The organism is Clostridium sp. KNHs205, from assembly GCF_000702945.1.
Classification (GTDB): Bacteria; Bacillota; Clostridia; order Lachnospirales; family Lachnospiraceae; genus Anaerocolumna.
Genome location: NZ_JNLE01000003.1, coordinates 2,830,525 through 2,848,068 on the forward strand (window position 1 = coordinate 2,830,525; position 17,544 = coordinate 2,848,068).

General features: G+C 39.6%; 11 protein-coding genes. 8 read left to right on the forward strand and 3 right to left on the reverse strand.

What is annotated here, in order from left to right:
• Positions 1 to 91: 91 nt before the first annotated feature.
• The 7 genes from BR73_RS0111740 (at position 92) to BR73_RS0111770 (ending at position 12,300) form a co-directional block, all read left to right on the forward strand.
• A complete protein-coding gene (locus BR73_RS0111740; protein ID WP_033167362.1) occupies positions 92 to 2,074 on the forward strand; it encodes a beta-galactosidase trimerization domain-containing protein in 1,983 nt (660 codons plus the stop codon).
• A 49-nt stretch (positions 2,075 to 2,123) separates the two neighbouring features.
• Complete coding sequence (locus tag BR73_RS0111745; protein WP_033165676.1) at positions 2,124 to 4,277, forward strand: glycosyl hydrolase family 28 protein; 2,154 nt, start codon at positions 2,124 to 2,126, stop codon at positions 4,275 to 4,277.
• Positions 4,278 to 4,403: 126 nt separating this feature from the next.
• A complete protein-coding gene (locus BR73_RS0111750; protein ID WP_033165677.1) occupies positions 4,404 to 5,072 on the forward strand; it encodes an SGNH/GDSL hydrolase family protein in 669 nt (222 codons plus the stop codon).
• Positions 5,056 to 7,335 (forward strand): glycosyl hydrolase family 65 protein, encoded by a 2,280-nt coding sequence (locus BR73_RS0111755; RefSeq protein WP_033165678.1) that lies wholly within the window; start codon positions 5,056 to 5,058, stop codon positions 7,333 to 7,335. The genes BR73_RS0111750 and BR73_RS0111755 overlap by 17 nt, the downstream gene beginning before the upstream one ends.
• Positions 7,336 to 7,687: 352 nt before the next feature.
• Positions 7,688 to 8,725 carry a response regulator gene (locus tag BR73_RS0111760; RefSeq protein WP_033165679.1) on the forward strand — a complete coding sequence of 346 codons (1,038 nt, stop codon included), beginning with the start codon at positions 7,688 to 7,690 and terminating at the stop codon, positions 8,723 to 8,725.
• Positions 8,726 to 8,744: 19 nt separating this feature from the next.
• Positions 8,745 to 10,535, forward strand: coding sequence for a sensor histidine kinase (locus BR73_RS0111765; RefSeq protein WP_033165680.1), 1,791 nt, complete (start codon positions 8,745 to 8,747; stop codon positions 10,533 to 10,535).
• A 52-nt stretch (positions 10,536 to 10,587) separates the two neighbouring features.
• Positions 10,588 to 12,300, forward strand: coding sequence for a heparinase II/III family protein (locus tag BR73_RS0111770; protein WP_051685159.1), 1,713 nt, complete (start codon positions 10,588 to 10,590; stop codon positions 12,298 to 12,300).
• A gap of 207 nt (positions 12,301 to 12,507) precedes the next feature.
• On the opposite strand, the gene BR73_RS0111775 is transcribed toward BR73_RS0111770, so the two are convergent.
• Both BR73_RS0111775 and BR73_RS0111780 read right to left on the reverse strand, forming a co-directional pair.
• Positions 12,508 to 14,877, reverse strand: coding sequence for a heavy metal translocating P-type ATPase (locus BR73_RS0111775; RefSeq protein ID WP_033165681.1), 2,370 nt, complete (start codon positions 14,875 to 14,877; stop codon positions 12,508 to 12,510).
• A gap of 235 nt (positions 14,878 to 15,112) precedes the next feature.
• Complete coding sequence (locus BR73_RS0111780; protein ID WP_033165682.1) at positions 15,113 to 15,478, reverse strand: metalloregulator ArsR/SmtB family transcription factor; 366 nt, start codon at positions 15,476 to 15,478, stop codon at positions 15,113 to 15,115.
• Positions 15,479 to 16,166: 688 nt separating this feature from the next.
• Here BR73_RS0111780 and BR73_RS0111785 point away from each other — a divergent pair.
• The gene (locus BR73_RS0111785) at positions 16,167 to 16,526 is read left to right on the forward strand and encodes a cupin domain-containing protein (RefSeq protein ID WP_033165683.1); all 360 of its coding nucleotides are present in this window, start codon (positions 16,167 to 16,169) and stop codon (positions 16,524 to 16,526) included.
• A 261-nt stretch (positions 16,527 to 16,787) separates the two neighbouring features.
• On the opposite strand, the gene BR73_RS0111790 is transcribed toward BR73_RS0111785, so the two are convergent.
• A complete protein-coding gene (locus BR73_RS0111790) occupies positions 16,788 to 17,339 on the reverse strand; it encodes a GNAT family N-acetyltransferase (RefSeq protein ID WP_033165684.1) in 552 nt (183 codons plus the stop codon).
• Positions 17,340 to 17,544 lie beyond the last annotated feature (205 nt).

The following is a 17,544-nucleotide window of genomic DNA, read 5'->3' on the forward strand; positions in this document are numbered from 1 at the left end:
TGCCTCAGCGCAAATATCAGGCGCTGATATTAAGCGAAATTTTCGCAAGGCAGTACTAGCTGCAGTAATCAGAATATGAGGTGAAATGAATATGAAATACAGGCAAGTGCATCTGGACTTTCACACCAGTGAAAAGATAGAAGGAATCGGAGAAAAGTTCAGCAAAGCTCAGTTTCAGAAAGCCTTGCAAAAAGGCTGTGTCAACTCTATAACACTGTTTTCGAAATGCCATCACGGCTGGGCATATCACCCTTCAAAGGCCAACGAAATGCATCCAAATCTTCACTTTGACCTTTTGAGAGAACAAATAGAAGCGGCACATGAGTTAGGGGTAAAGACACCAGTATACCTGTCCGCTGGCTTTGATGAAAAAATTGCCCGCAGGCATCCTGAGTGGATAGTCAGAATGAAAGACGATTCCATGTTGTGGACCAAAAGCTTTCTGGAGCCGGGTTATCATAAATTATGCATCAATACGCCATATCTGGATTATTTGCTGGAACAGATAAAAGAGGTATGTGAGAATTACGAAGCCGATGGCATCTTCTTAGATATTATAGGAGTCCAGCCCTGCTACTGCAAGCATTGCAGAGAGACTATGGAACAGGAGGGGATGGACCCCTTTAAGGAAGAAGCTGTTATGGCTTTGGCAGAAAGAGTCTATGCCAATTATGCAAAAAGGGTAAGAGAGACCATTGACAGTGTGAAACCGGGGCTGCCGGTGTTTCACAACGGAGGACATATAAGACGGGGCAGAAGGGATCTGGCTTATAAGAACAGTCATCTGGAACTGGAAAGCCTGCCTACCGGCGGCTGGGGATATGATCATTTTCCGCTGTCCGCAGCTTATGCCAGGATTCTCGGTATGGAGTATCTGGGCATGACAGGGAAATTCCATCAGTCCTGGGGAGAGTTCGGGGGCTTTAAGCATCCCAATGCCCTCCGTTATGAAGCTTCTCTGTCTGTTGCTAACGGGGCAGGAGTCTCTATCGGGGACCAGCTGCATCCGTCGGGAGAGATGGATATGGCAACTTATTCTTTAATCGGTAAAGCCTATGAGGAATTAAGCCTTAAGGAGCCTTGGCTTTCGGAGGCAGAAAATATTGCGGATATTGGAGTGCTGTCTGCTGAGGCGGTTTTAGAAAAAAGCAGCGGTTTAAATGAGAAAATTACCTTAGCAGAAGCCGCTAAACTGGCAGATATCGGAGCTGCCAGAATTCTTCTGGAGGGACATTATCTGTTCAATGTTATTGATGAAGAAGAGGATTTCAGCAGATATTCTTTAATAGTATTACCAGATATCATTTTACTGGATAAGGAACTGAAGAATAAGCTGGAGCAATATGTAGAACAGGGTGGTAAACTTCTGTCCACCGGCAGCTCAGGATTAGATAGTGACAAGACCGGTTTTCAATTGGACTTTGGTATTCGTTATCTGGGTGAAAATAAATTCCGCCCGGACTATTTCCGCCCTGTATTCACAATATCGGATCTTGATAATGCAGCCTTTGTTATGTATTCCCAGGGGTATGCTATTGAAAATGTTTCGGGAGAAGAACTTGGCAGCAGGGAGAATCCCTATTTTAACAGAACAGCCGCTGGGTTTTGTTCTCACCTTCATTCTCCAAGCAGGAATGAAAAGGCCGGACCCGGAATGGTAAGCGGAAAGGATGGCATCTATATTTCCTGGGAGGTATTCAGGGATTATGCGACTACAGGAAGTCTTATTTTAAAACGGATGGTTCAATACGCTCTTGACCAGCTGCTCAAAGACAAGGCAACTGTCAGAACTTCTCTCCCTGCACAAGGAATCGTTACCCTGGCAAAGCAAGAGAATCGTTATATAGTTCATCTGCTGTATGGAGTTCCGGTTAAACGCGGAAAGAACACAGAGGTAATAGAAGATATACAGCCTCTTTATGAGCTTGAGGTACAGTTAAACAGCAGGGAAAAGATTAAGAGGATATATCTTGCTCCCGGAGAGTTTGAGCTGGATTATACACAGGAGAAGGGAAACGTAGGATTTAAGGTACCAAAGCTTGAGCTGCATCAGATGATTGTGGCTGAGTATTAAGATAACTGGTCTAAATTGCTTAAGAATACCTGTAAGGAAGGACTTATAAATGAATTACACCGTCTTTGTGAATAATGAAAATATAGAAATCAAAACAACACATATATTTCCCACACCCTATAACGAAGTACAGGTTAGCGAATATACACAATTTACAATGAAGGAACCTGTAGATTTACGGATTCAATCTGAAACGCCTCTCCAAAGCGTTATCATAAGGCCCCTTAGCCTGGGCTTGGATTATAGTTTCAACGAGCATGAGATTTTTCTTCATCTGGAAGAACCTAAAAAGTTCTCTGTTGAGATAAACGGAAGCTTTCATAACAACCTCATTGTCTTTGCGGAAGCCATAAAGTATGAAGACTTTAACAAATATGCGGATAATGTTATTTATTACGAGCCGGGAATCCATACAGTGGATGTCTTGAAATTTGAAAAGGACAATACCATTATTTATCTGGAGGAAGGAGCCTTCCTAAACGGCAAGATGGAATTTAACCAGTGCAGCCACCTTACAATCTGCGGTTACGGTACTATCAGTATGGAAAAATATCCACTTGAAATGAGAAATGTCTATCAGCGCTGCATCGATGTCCTCCATTGCAAAGCAGTAAGCATCAGGGATATCACCATCACCGACAGCAATGACTGGAGTCTTAGGATTTTTGGCTGTGATAATGTAACCATTGATAATGTTAAGATTTTTGGCTGCCGTGGTAATTCTGACGGAATAGATATCTGTGGTTCCAGAAATGTATTGGTGCAGAATATTTTTACCAGGGTATGGGATGACTCCTTTGTAGTAAAGGCTTTTAATACAGGTGATGTGGATAATGTAACGTTTAAGGACTCTGTTCTCTGGAATGACTTTGCAAGACCTCTGGAGGTAGGCGTAGAACTCCGGGCTGAAAAAATTCATAACGTCCGTTTTGAGAACATTGATATTATTCATTCTCCTACGGGATATCCCTTAATGGGAATTCATCATGGAGACAGAGCGGAGGTTTCTGATATCTGCTTTGAAAACATTAGAATAGAGAATGCACCGGGGGCACAGCTTTTCGATATCCGTATCAGGGATTCGGTTTGGAACAGAGACAAGGAAAAGGGAAGTATCAAAGATATTACATTTAAAGATATTTACTACATAGGAAATCCCGGCATCGACTGGCTCCTATCCAAGTCCAGATTGCAGGGCTTTAACGAGGAGACCCGTATCAGCAATATCACCTTTGATAATATCAATATTCTTGGAAAAGTTGCCACCAATGAAAAGGAATGCGGGCTGTTAACTATGGAGTACGTGGATAATGTAATTTTTAAATACCCGGAAGACACTCCTAAAATACAGGCCATTGATTCTAAACTTACGATTACGGAAAATTTTCACTTAACAGGTAAGGGCTGTTATCAGGGAAAATTAAAGGTAGAGCTTAAGAATACAGGAGAGAAACCACAAAAAAACAGCTTCTGGCTGCAGATATCTCCTGCCCATACCGGAGAATATAACAGAGAACCTCAGGCCTTTGTATTGGAGGCCGGAGAGAATATAAGCTATGAGTATCAGGTAGAACTTCCGCCGGGTAAATATGTTCTTGCAGTACAGGCAGAAGATGTGGATGTAAGCTTTGACTGGCAGTTCCTTAATCTTGACTGGATGCTTTCTGAAACAGAGAAAGTGGAGGAAACCCCTGAGCTTGAGTTTATAAATTATTACAATATCAGAACCAGGGGGCTGAAGGCTTCTACCTTTAAGGGGAAACTGTTACTGCAATCAGATATCTTAAAAGATAGTGACAACAGTCTTGTAATATATACAGCTCTCCCGGTTCCCAAAAGGGAAGAAGAGGTATTATTCTCCGTAGAAGAAACGGATTTTGGAGTGGTTCCCGCAGTACTGAACGGCAAGCAGGGATTAGAGCTTGCGCCCCAGCTGCGTTGTCCCCTTGAAATTACGCTGGTATTTAAAAATGAACCAAAGGTAAAGGAAATAAAAAGAATCCAGATACCAGGAGGGGGAGATGGCTTTGCATCCATTTCTTTTGAAGAGCTTGGGCTGGAAGCAGGTACAAACAACTTCTGGCTGGAAATCGAAGCACAGACCACCCAGGTAGAGAAGTATAGATATCCCTATACCTTATTTCATTCCGTAACACCTCTTACAAGTGCCCATATGTTTGCGAATGTTGTAGTAAAATATTAATAATTAATGATATTGATGAGGATTCAGCAGCTAAAAGTTAAGTCACTATATTACTTAAGTAAAAAATAAAAGAATTAGAAAGTACGTACGGTTATAAGAGCTGGAGCACACAGAAAGGAGTTTTATATGAAAACAATATTATTCCAGGGAGATTCCATTACAGATGCAAATAGAGACAGAGAAGGAAAAGATAAGAACAGGATTCTGGGAGACGGTTATGTTAATTTCCTGGGAGCCAGCTTAATGTGCGACTATCCGGGAATTCAGATTAAGAATACTGCCATTGCAGGTAACAGAATCTCTGATCTTTACGGCAGATGGATAGAGGATACTCTAAACATTGATTTTGATATGATAAGCATCTTATGCGGAGTAAATGATATCGGATATTCCTTAAGACTGAATATGGGAGCAGATGCAGAGAAATTTGAATTTGTCTTCGACAGGATGCTGCAGGAAGTAAAACAGGCAAAGCCACAGGCAAAGATTGTTCTTTGTGAACCTTTCCTATTAAAACTCGATATAAATGAAGCAGGGAATGCAGCAGATATCGTTGAAAACTGGGAGATATGGAATAAGCATATGCTGGAGAGAAGAGCAATCGTAAAAGCTTTGTCAGAGAAATACAAGACTATCTTTGTGCCCTTTGGCAGTATGTTCGAGGAAGCACTTAAGAAAGCACCGGCGATACACTGGTCACCGGACGGAATCCATCTAACCATGGCCGGTAATGAATTAATGGCCAGAGAATGGTTAAGATGTGTTGAAGGAGAATTGAATGTATCAATTTCATAATGAGAAAAAAGAGATAACTTTTGATAAATACAACACTCCAACACCTTGGATGAACTATTTATCCAACGGGACCTTTCATACTATGATATCTCAGGCAGGTGGCGGTGTAGCCTTTTACAAATCCCCTCAGATATTTCGGATCAACCACTACCGTTTCTTTCATCTGCCTACGGACAGAAGCGGTTTCTACACTTATATAAATGACGGTCAGGAGATCTGGTGCCCCACCAGTGAACCCTGTAAAAATAAGCCCGACTGGTGGCAGTCCACACATGGTATGGGGTATACCAGATTCCAGGCAAGAAAGAATCATCTGGAGGTAACCGCTACTTATCTGGTTGGAAAATATGAAAATGCACTGATCTGGAATCTGAGATTAAAATCTGCTGAAGATAAGAAAATAACAATATATCCCTATGTGGAATTAGGCATGATGGAATTTATGAGAGAACTGCAATGGCAATGCTACAATAAGCACCAGCTATCAGTTTATAACCGGGAAGATATCCTGATATACCATTATGGTGTTGAGGAACAGCCAAAACCGGATGAAACGCCATTGGTATACTTTGCCAGTGATGCTTCTGTCAGCGGCTTTGATTGTGACAGGGATGAATTCATCGGCAGCTACAGAAGTGAGGAAAATCCCTGCTGTGTAGAAAAGAATGCATGTTCCGGTTCCACCTTATATGGCGGAGATCCCTGTTTTGCCTTACAGCTGGAGGTGGAGCTAAAGGCAGGGGAAGAGAAAGAGATAAATATTTTCCTTGGTACAGCCATGACAGAAGAAGAGGTTATAAAATCTGTACAAAGATGCAGAGAGAAGGGGTTTGTAAAAAAATCCATTGAAGCTCTTTCTGAGGACTGGGAAGCCTTCTTTGAGAAATTTAAATGTGAAATTCCTGATAAAGAGGCAGAAACCATGATTAATATATGGAATCCTTATCAGATGGAGAGAAATTTTCAGTTTTCAAGAAATATCAGTTATTATGCAACGGGAACCTTCAGAGGAGTCGGTGTCAGAGATACGGCACAGGATATTCTGGCAATGATCCCTTTTGATCTTAACCGGGCGAAGGAAAAGCTGAATTCTCTCTTCACCCAGCAGTACAAAGATGGGCACTGCAATCATTATTTCTATCCCAATGAAGGCTGGGAGCCGATTAAGCGGATTCACTCCGATAATCATCTATGGCTGGTTATGGACGTGTACCATATCGTTATGGAGGAAGGAAAGCTTGACTACCTGTTAACGGAAGTTCCTTTTTATGACGGCGGGGCAGCTACAGTCTGGGATCATATCAAAAAGTCCATTGATTTTACCAGACAGAATCTTGGAGAACGGGGTTTTCCGCTTATGCTTTCCTCTGACTGGAACGATATGCTCTATAAAGTATGCAGGCAAGGAAAAGGCGAAAGCATCTGGACCAGCATGCAGTTTGGAACGGTGCTGCAGATGATGGCTCAGCTGTCACAGCTTATGGAGGAAGACGGCAAAGCATATCTGAAAATATACGAAGAACAGAAGCAACTTATAAATTCCACTGCCTGGGATGGTGAGTGGTTCAGACGCTGTATTACCGATGAGGGAACTTTTATAGGTTCAGAAGCGGAAGCCCAGGCTAAAATCTGGCTGAATACCCAAAGCTGGGCAGTAATCAGCGGAATGGGCGACCCCCAAAAACAGCTTCAGGCTATGGACAGTGTAAAAAAACATCTGGATACAGACTACGGAATCAAGAAGATACATCCTTCAATGAAGGATTATCCTACAAAAGAAGACCCCCTTACCCACTACAACAAAGGCTGCGGAGAGAATGGAAGTATTTTTTGCCATGCCAATACCTGGGCTATTATAGCTGAGTGTATGTTAGGAAGAAGTGAACGGGCATATAAATACTATCAGCAGCTCCTGCCTATGGTGGTACAGGATAAGGCCGGTGAATACCGTTATAAAGCAGAACCCTATGTCTATGCCTCTAATATCTTCGGGCCGGAAAGTGATAAATTCGGACTGGCAAATGTTTCCTGGCTAACCGGTACGGCAGCCTGGATGTACCTGGCAGCGACACAGTATATTCTGGGAATCAAAGCAAAGTGGGAAGGTCTTGAGATAGCCCCCTGTATTCCGGAGGAATGGACGGAAGTCAGGATAGACAGGGAGTTCAGAGGCTGTAAATACCACATTACCATTAAGAATAAAGGTAAGAAAGTCTTTTTAGAGCATGTAGAAGGACGTAAGGAATTCTCAGTAGAGCTATAAGCAAAGTTTTAGTGGGTATATCCAAAGTTATTCTACATGTATTTGCAGTAACAGTTCAGCCTTGTATATAAAGTTAATATACAGATGGTTTTTGATTTTGTTTTTGTATTTTAGTGGAATTTGAACAGGAGCCAGCAACTAAGAAAATGAGTGAACGGTATCAAAAACCATCAAATATTTCCATAAACCTGAATGTAAATTAAGCTGAACTGTAACTTTGCAATACACAGCAAAATTCATAAGGTTTACTTGTATTTTTCATTGTGCTATAGTTAACTATATAAGTTGGATTTTGATTTATAATCACATAATAATCTGTTAAATATCAGCAAATTCAACGAGGAGATGAAGTATGTATCAGGTAATCACAGTAGATGACGAACTCGTAATCCGTAGTGGAATAACGAATTTCATCAATTCCGAAATTGAAGACTTTGAGGTATTGCATAGCTTCAGTGATGGAGCAGAAGCTATCGAATTTATAAAAACAAATGATATAGATCTAATTATTTCTGATATCAAGATGAACCGTGTATCAGGAATAGAGCTTGCAAAATACATTTATGAAAATAAACCTTATATTAAAGTAATTTTGCTCAGTGGCTACAGAGAATTCGAGTATGCCAGATCTGCCATACAGTACGGAGTGAAGAATTATATCCTAAAGCCCACTAACTTTGCAGAATTTAAAGAAGTATTATCCCAGACGAAGCTGGAAATGGATCAGGACAGAGCCAAAAAAGACCAGGTGCAGTTTATGGATAAACTCAAGTTATTCTATTCCAATATATTATCTGGTAAGAGAAAGGAAGCGATGGACACCTTACTTTCTGTGTTTGAGGATGTTAAGGAAAATACACCGGCTAATATCGGACAGTATGTCTATGATTTGTATGAGATAATTATAGATAAGCTTAACCTCTACCTAAAGCTTCAGCTCAGTGCAGATAAATTTAATTTAAAGCAATTACTGTCCCAGCATAGTGTTCAGGAGCTAAAAGCTACTGCCTTTGATATACTGGAGCGGATTTCAGGAATGTTATTAAATGAAGAAGAAGCCTCCAATGAATTTCTTCTTCAGGATATCAAGGAATATATGAATGAGCATCTCCATGAGGATATTTCCCTGCAGGATGTTGCTGATAGGATGTTCTTTAGCACCGTATATTTCAGCCGTTTCTTTAAAAAGCAGACAGGTGAGACCTTCAGTAATTACCTGCTTCGCATTCGAATGGAGCAGGCAGTTAAGCTTCTGGAGAAAAATCTTAAGGTTACAGAGATCAGTGAAGCCTGCGGATACCATGATCCCAGTTATTTTACCAGGATCTTCAAGGAATACTATAAATACACTCCCAAAGATTATGCAAGAAGGTTCATGAGCTGTAAATAGGAGATCAGGGGGACATAAATTGAAGAAAAAGAACAACACGTGGTCCTATATAAAAAGCTATAAATTCAACAGCATGTTTATCCGTACATTCCTGCTGGTTTTTGTTATGTTCTCCATTCCTTTTTTTCTGCTCAATGATTTATATTACAGAAATGTAGAGCGTATCGCGAAAGACGAGATTATTATGGAAAATAACTCATTGCTCTATGGCGTAAGGGATATTTCAGATACCTTATTAAGCGACTGCGATATGCTCTGCACTTATATTTCCTACAATGACAATGTACAGATGTTTATGGTGAATGATTGGTTTACAGATCTTAACAGCAAATCCATGAAGGAATTTACCCAGTTGGTTAAAGCGATTCCATTGATCTATAAGTACATAGACTCTATCTATGTCTACTCAGAGTATAATAATTCCGTATATATTGGTGAAAGAAAGAGCCCATTAAAAGAGCTTAAGGACATTTCCTGGCTTGAGGAATACAACAAGCTGGAGGATGTTTCCGGACGAACGATATCAAGGCTTAAGAATAATAACTACCCCAAAATAATTTCCATTATTAAACCGATTATCATAGATCATGAGAAAAAGGGTGCGGTTATATTAAACATTAACAGTGAAAAACTCCATAATATCATTACTACAGAAAAATATCAGAATCAAAGTAAAATCTATCTCTACAATGACAGCGGTAATATCATAATGTCCAGCGAGGAAGAGCAGTTTGGTAACGAGATCAAGGATATCTCTTACTTAAAGGACATCGTAGAGAGCGGCAGTGAGACTTCCATAATAAAAAATATTGAGGGAATGGATTCCATTATTTCCATAACACCCTCTGCCAAGTTTGGTTTTACCTATATAAGCATTACCTCTATGTTTCATTACCAAAATAAATTAAATCAGTTAAAGTCACAAATAGTGCTGCTTATTATTTTATTAGTTGTTCTAAGCATAGTATTTGCTTATTTTGCTGCAATCAGAAGCTACAAGCCCGTAGCTGAAATTATTACGGTTTTGGAAGAACCTCAGAAGTTTAATGATTACAGTGATCCTGCGAAAGCCAGACTGAATGAACTCAGATATATCATAAGTACCATACTAAAGCAGATTCAGGCAAATGAGATTATGAAGGATGAACTGGAAAGCAAGTTAAAACTGTTGGATCAGTCACAGTTTGCAATGCTGCAGTCCCAGATTAATCCTCATTTTCTCTATAATACGCTGGAAACCATCAATTGGATGGCTTTTGACTTAACAAAAGGAGATAATAATGTATCAAGAGCTGTCAACAGCCTTGCCCAGCTCTTTCGGAATAATGTGTATCTGGGAGATTACATTATTCCCATAAGGCAGGAAATTGATAATACACAGAATTATCTGAATATCCTGGAACTAAGATATGGAGACGTCTTTAAAGTAGAGTGGGAAATCGATGAAAGAATAAAAGAGTATTCCATTATCAAAATCTGCCTTCAGCCAATTATTGAAAATGCTGTATACCATGGTTTAAAACCCAGAGGCAGAGAAGGTTTATTAAAAATCCGAGGTGAAATATCCGTTAATGAAACGATTCATTTTCATGTATGTGATAATGGAATTGGAATGAATCCCTTCCGTTTGGCTGATATTAACCGGAAATTAAACGACAGAGAAAACCAGATGGAGGACCATATCGGTATTTATAATGTGAATCAGAGAATTAAGATTGTTTTCGGTATGGATTATGGAATTAACATAGAATCGGAAGAAAACCATGGAACAGAGGTAGTGATTAAAATTCCAATGGTTAAATTGCATTGATAGGAGTTCTTTACCTGTCACAGTTTTAAAATTAGAAAGGTGGTTGAGGCCAATGAAAATACTTGGGTGGGAGAACAGTGAGGTTACTCTGAATTTAAGAAGGCAGATTGATGACCTCGTACTGGAAGCAATGGATGGAAGTATCCCTCAGCTGCTCTTTTCCGGATATATGGCCTTTGTTGAAAAGGGGAGCAGAAGAGAGTCGGAATCAGCTTATTTCGAGAGAAGAAAGCAATTAGCAGCTTTCTGCCTTTATCTTCAGTATCATCAGAGCACGGAAAGTAATTATAAAAGGGCTTTAACTTATTTTGAAGAACTTCTATGGGCGGTTATCAATGAATTTACCTGGTGCGTGATGGCGCACCTACCCCAGGATAAGAATAAGTTTTTGGAAAAACCGGAAACACAGATTGATCTGTTTGCCGCAGAAACCGGAGAGACACTGGCTGAAATTCTAAAGCTTCATAGCAATATTCTGCCGCCTTTTCTTGTAAATACAATTAGGCAGCGGATTACAGAGCGGATATTTGAGCCCTTTCTTGGAAGAAGCTGGTGGTGGGAAACAGTTCAAAGCAATTGGTGTTCCGTCTGCTGCGGTTCTGTTGGTATGGCTGCCTTGCTGCTGACAGAAGGTGAATTACAGAACAAGCTGCTGCATAAGGTTGACAGGGGGCTTGAGAATTACATAAATAGCTTTGGGCCGGATGGCGCCTGTGAGGAAGGCATCGGATATTGGGTTTATGGTTTTGGGTATTATATCTATTATATAGCTCTTCGCAAGGAAATAGATCCAAAATATCGTCAACAGGAAGAGAAAATTAATAAAATAAAGAAAATATCGGAGTTTCCGAGGCTTGTTCAGATGAGCGAGAAGTCCTTTATCCCTTTTTCCGATGTGGCAGCAAAAAGCTTTCTGCCTACAGGATTACTATCCTGTCTGAGACAGGAATATGGCGTGGAAACACCTGCCTGCTCACATATAACACCATTTGATTTTGATAACGGTTACCGGTTTGCCCATATCAGCCGAAATCTCTGGTGGACGGATAAGGAGATATTTACTACAAGGCTTTTGGAGGAAGCAACTTATTTGCCTGACAGGCAGTGGCTGCTGCAAAGAAGCAAAGGTATTTTTTTGGGCGTTAAAGGTGGAAATAACAGAGAGCAGCATAATCATAACGATGTAGGAAGTTTTGTACTGGCCATAAATGGTGAGCAGTACCTTGCTGATTTTGGAGCGGGCTGCTATACGGCGGATTACTTCGGGGAGAAACGCTATGAATTTATTCAGACCAGATCTCGCTACCATAATCTGCCTGTAGTAAATGGATGGGAGCAATCAGCAGGTATGGGAGAATGCAGGGTTGAGCAGGTATCTGCAAGTACTGCTTTTTCTGAAATTAGCATGGAACTTGGAACCTTGTATGGACTTCCTGAGGTAAAGAGTTTTAAACGCAGACTTACCTCGGATCTGACAAAGCATTGTATAGTATTACAGGATACCGTAAGTGCCGCCGAAGAGATTGTGATAGAAGAAGGTTTTGTGAGTTTCCTGGAGCCGAAATTACTAAGAGAAGGAGAGATTATCTTAGAGGGCAGAGAATCTGTCGTAACATTGACCTATGAAAATACCTTATTGGATTACAGCCTTGAAAAACTGTCCTTTGAGAATCATTTTGGTGAGCTGATTACAGCTTACCGTATCGGTTTGAAGCAAAAGGTGAAGAAAAGAGAGACTGATATAAGTCTGTTGTTTCGTTTTTAAGGAGAGTTTCTGGTATCACAATTGAGAGTATAGTTAGGGTATATAAAAGATTTTTTAGTTCTTGCTCTGGATTTAAAGTATTATATTCAAGCTTTTTTATCCTTGTATCCCCTAGAACAAAAACGAAAACTTAGCTTATATGGATATAAACAGTAAGAAGGATACCAGGCTTAATAATATCAGCATGGATATCCTTCTTACTATATTTTATATTGAAACAGCTGTTGCAGGAACTGTCTTCATTGCTCGCATGGCATTTAGTACAGCTATGAGTGTCACGCCAACATCACCGAAAACGGCTTCCCACATGGTGGCGATACCAAAGGTAGCCAGAACAAGAAATAACAGCTTTACACCCATGGCAAACAGGATGTTCTGCCATACGATTACTCGTGTTTTCCTTGCAACCTTGATAGCAGAAACTATTTTTGAAGGTTCATCTGTCATTAGAACAACATCTGCTGCTTCGATGGCAGCATCTGAACCCAAAGCTCCCATGGCAATTCCAATATCGGCTCTTGCCAGTACAGGTGCATCATTAATACCATCACCAACGAAGACCAGTTTCCCTTTTGTTTTTCTCTGCTTATCTAATTTCTCCAGCTGTTCGACTTTCTCATGAGGCAGGAGTTCAGAGTATACAGTGTCAAGACCGATTTCTTTTGCTATGGTTTCTCCGGCAATCTTATTGTCACCGGTTAACATGGCAGTATGATTAACTCCTAAGTCTTTTAATTGTTTTATGGTTTTTTTACTGTCAGATTTGATTTCATCGGAAATAACTATGTAACCTGCATAAGTACCATCCACTGCCAGATAAACAATGCTGCCCGGTTCTTCAACCGGCTTCCAGTCAATCTGCTGAGTATCCATTAATTTCCCGTTACCGGCAAGCACTGTTCTTCCGTCAATCTTAACGCGGATTCCGTGTCCGGGTATTTCTTCCTGTTCTGTAAGCCGCTGCTCCTCAAGGGGCTGGTTATACGCCTTTCTTATGGATATAGCGATCGGGTGGTTGGAGAAGCTTTCTGCATGAGCTCCAAAGGCGAGCAGGTCAGACTCTGTCCAACCGTTAATACCTACACATTTGGTCACTTTAAAGGTCCCTTTTGTTAACGTCCCGGTCTTATCAAATACGATAGTATCTATGTTACTCAGGGCTTCAAGATAGTTACTGCCCTTTATTAAGATACCGTTTTTCGATGCACCACCGATACCGCCAAAGAAACTTAAGGGTATGGAAATAACAAGGGCACAAGGACAGGATACTACCAGGAAGGCAAGAGCCCTGTAAAGCCAATCTTTAAATTCGGCATTTGGAAGAATAAGCGGTGGAATAATGGCAAGAGCCAAAGCTGCAAAGGTAACGGCAGGGGTATAATACCTTGCAAACTTTGTGATAAAATTCTCAGTAGGTGCTTTCTTGCTGCTGGCATTCTGTACCAGGTCAAGGATTTTTGAAATGGTGGATTCTCCGAATTCTTTCGATACTTCAATGGTTAATACTCCATTTTTATTAATGGAACCGGATAATACCTCGTCACCGGCTTCTACATCCCTGGGAAGGGATTCGCCTGTAAGTGCGGAGGTATCCAAAGCAGAAGAACCTTCTGTAATCCGTCCATCCAGAGGAATCTTCTCTCCCGGCCTGACTATAATCATATCACCGATACCAACCTCCTCCGGTGAGACCTTTCGGATTTCATCACCAACTTTTAAATTGGCGTAATCAGGGCGGATATCCATAAGTGCAGAAATGGATTTGCGGGAGCGGTTGACTGCAAGACGCTGAAAAGCTTCGCCGACCTGATAGAATAACATAACAGCAACACCCTCCGGATAGTTACCAATAGCAAATGCCCCTATGGTAGCTACGCTCATTAAAAAGTTTTCATCGAAAACCTGGCCTTTTAATATATTCTTTCCTGCTCTAAGAACTACTTCACCACCGATTAAAAGATAACTTAAGAGAAAAATGGTCATCTCAGCAGGTGCTGGTAAGTCCGTTAATAAACCAACAGCAAAAAGCAGCCCACCTGTAAACATACTTAAGCGGTAAGCCCATTTTTTAATTGATTGGGTACCCTTCTCCGCTGGTTTCTTGTCCGTGTAGGAAATCTGGATAACAGGTTCAATTTCCACGGCAATCTGTGATGCCTGACGAATAATAGCCGGAAGCTTCTTTCTGTCTGTGGCTTCTATCGTCAGCCGCTGGGATACAAAGTCAAGAGCTGCTGTTTTTACACCTTCTATTTTGCTTACCTGAGTCTCAATCTTTCGTGCACAGTCAGCACAACATAATCCCAGTAAATATAAAGTCTTAATGCCTGGTTGGGAGACTTCTTTCTCAACCATTACAATTGCAGAATCATGACTTTTAATAATTGTATCTGTCTGTGCCAACAGGCTTTTTGATTGAGATTCATCTGTAATTTCCATGGTTAGTCTCTTTGATACAAAATCAAGTGCAGCCTCCGTCACACCATCCAGTTTTTTTACTTCCCTTTCGATTTTCGCTGCACAGTTACTGCAGCAGAGTCCTTCCAGGACGAATTCCTTCCTTATTGCTCCTTCCATGTTTCTATCGTTCCTTCCTTTGATATTATTTAGTAAATATTATTTTTCATATTTTAATTTAAATGGTTGTTTGATTTTGTAAGTAATTCCAGGTTGTTTGGTTGAATGATTGAACCAGTGTTCAACTATATAAGTATAATTCATTATTATTTAAGTGTAAATAATAAATTGATAATATGGTGAAATATAGTTTGGCAAAAAGGACAAGGATGCTGTTAATAAAAGGTGATGGGGGTTATTCACTTACATGTATCATGGCTTGATCAAAGATTGTTTTAACATGATCATCTGCCAGGGAATAATAAACGACCTTTCCTTCTTTACGGTAATTTACCAGTTTAACCTGTTTGAGTAATCTTAGCTGATGGGAGATAGAGGATTTTGTCATGCCTAACAGTACTGCAATATCGCAGACGCACATTTCCGCACGGAATAAAGCACAAAGAATCTTTACACGTGTTAAATCTCCGAATATTTTAAACAAATCAGCCAGCTCCATTAAGTTATTTTCCTCAGGCATATGCTCTCTAACATCATTTACCACAGATTCATGTATTATATTACAGTCGCATCTATCAATATCTGTTGTATATCTGCTCATGGAATGACCTCCTTGTAAAAGTAGTTGAAATAATATTAAAGTATTATTATATTAATTTACCAGAATTATGTCAATGTAAACCTAACTTGAGTTTCCGTAGTTTTATTCACAGAGCCTTTGTTTCACAGCCATTGTAATAAACAACTTAAAAAATTTGCTAAAAATATAAGGAATCTCCTTCTTTTTTGATGTAAAATTAAATCACCACAAAATAACCTACTAAACAAAAAAGAGGAGAATTCCATATGGCTAATTTTATATCAAATACCTACACTTTGAAACGAGAAATTTTATCTTTTTCAAACAAAATATCCCGTAAACTTTCTAAACCGGATAGAAAGTGGACAAGTAGTTTTTAACTGGCTTCTCAAATGGCTGAGCATCTCCGCCATATCAATGAGTATTCTAGGGGAATCCGTTGGAACCTATATCCTTACTTATATCATTTTGGTGAAGTTATCTCATTGCGGCAGGGGGTTGGTATCATTAGCTGGTCTCGCCTTGTTTTTATTTCATACGAAGAACGCTCGGACGGAAGATTAACTTTGGAATAAGAATACATAATCTCTTTTTGGACATTAAATTGTCCATTGATTTCAATAAGCATTAAACGAACTGATTTATGTTCAATAAATGAATATTTCGTTTCTTACGTCACATTATAAATGAAAAACTGGAGGTATTTATCATGGAAAAAATTAATGTTAAAGAAAAACTGAACCTTTTTAATGAATATTGGAATCCCAAGATTATAGGTGAACTCAACGAATCTTACGTAAAATTAGTGAAACTGAAAGGTGATTTTATATGGCATTCTCACGAAAACGAGGATGAAATGTTCTATGTACTAAAAGGCTTACTGACCATTAAGTTTAGAGATAATGATGTCCACCTGAACGAAGGTGAATTTATCGTAATTCCCAGAGGAATCGAACACATGCCTGTTGCTGAGGAAGAAGTTCACGTAATGCTCATTGAATCAAAAACCACATTAAATACAGGTAATGTTGTAAATGAAAGAACCGTAGAAGACTTAAAGAAAATCTAAACGGCATTATGCTTGGTACTGGCATTATAGAACGAATCTCATTCGAATTAGCATCATTGATACTAGTATCATGGATCAGTATTATGGCACAGTATCCAAAACGCTAGTATCATGGGCCTAGTACCATGACACGGTATCTTGCAATAAGACCGACCGGTTTTCATATTGCTTTACAAAAAGGGTCCCGTATAAAAAAGGATTCTCCATAATCATACATCTCTTTCTGTAAGTGACCGACCCAATGAGTTTGGTGCTTACCATTTACTGGTGTGAATCTGGCTCATTTAAAAGAACCATATGAATATGATCCTCCCACTTACCGTTTATATTTAAATATTTGCGAGAAAGTCCTTCGTTATAAAATCCTGCTTTTTCAGCAACTCTTAACGATCGTATGTTTTTCGGCATAATATTTGCCTCAATCCGGTGAAGTCCGAAATCCTGAAACATAATTTCAGTTCCCTTTTTAAGAGCTTCTGTCATATATCCCTGGTTTATTTCCTGTCCATCTAGCTTATAGCCAAGAAAGCAGGACAAGAATGCCCCTCTCATAATATTCGTAAAGCCAAGGCAGCCAATAATTTTTTCTTCGTTTCCTTTTTTAAATATCCAAAGTCTGAAGGAATCATTGTTTTCCATATCATTGCATAGCAGCTTTTTCTGATATTTGCTGGTATAGAATTCCTCTTCCCTCACCGGCTCCCATTCTGCTAAAAAGGATCGATTTCTGATACAATAATCTGCTACCATCTCTGCAAACGAGTCATTGGACGGCTTTAATAAGAGATGTTCGGTTTCGTAAACTGCTTTCATTTGATTCCTCCATTTATTCAAATTTATTAAAGAATCGAAAGAAAAATATTATATAATCTTTCCTCATGCATGTCAACAAAATAAATACTTGAGTTTCCGTAGTTTTATCCACAGAGCCTTTGTTTCACAGCCATTGTAATAAACAACTTAATAAATTTGCTAAAAATATAAGGAATCTCCTTCTTTTTTGATGTAAAATTAAATC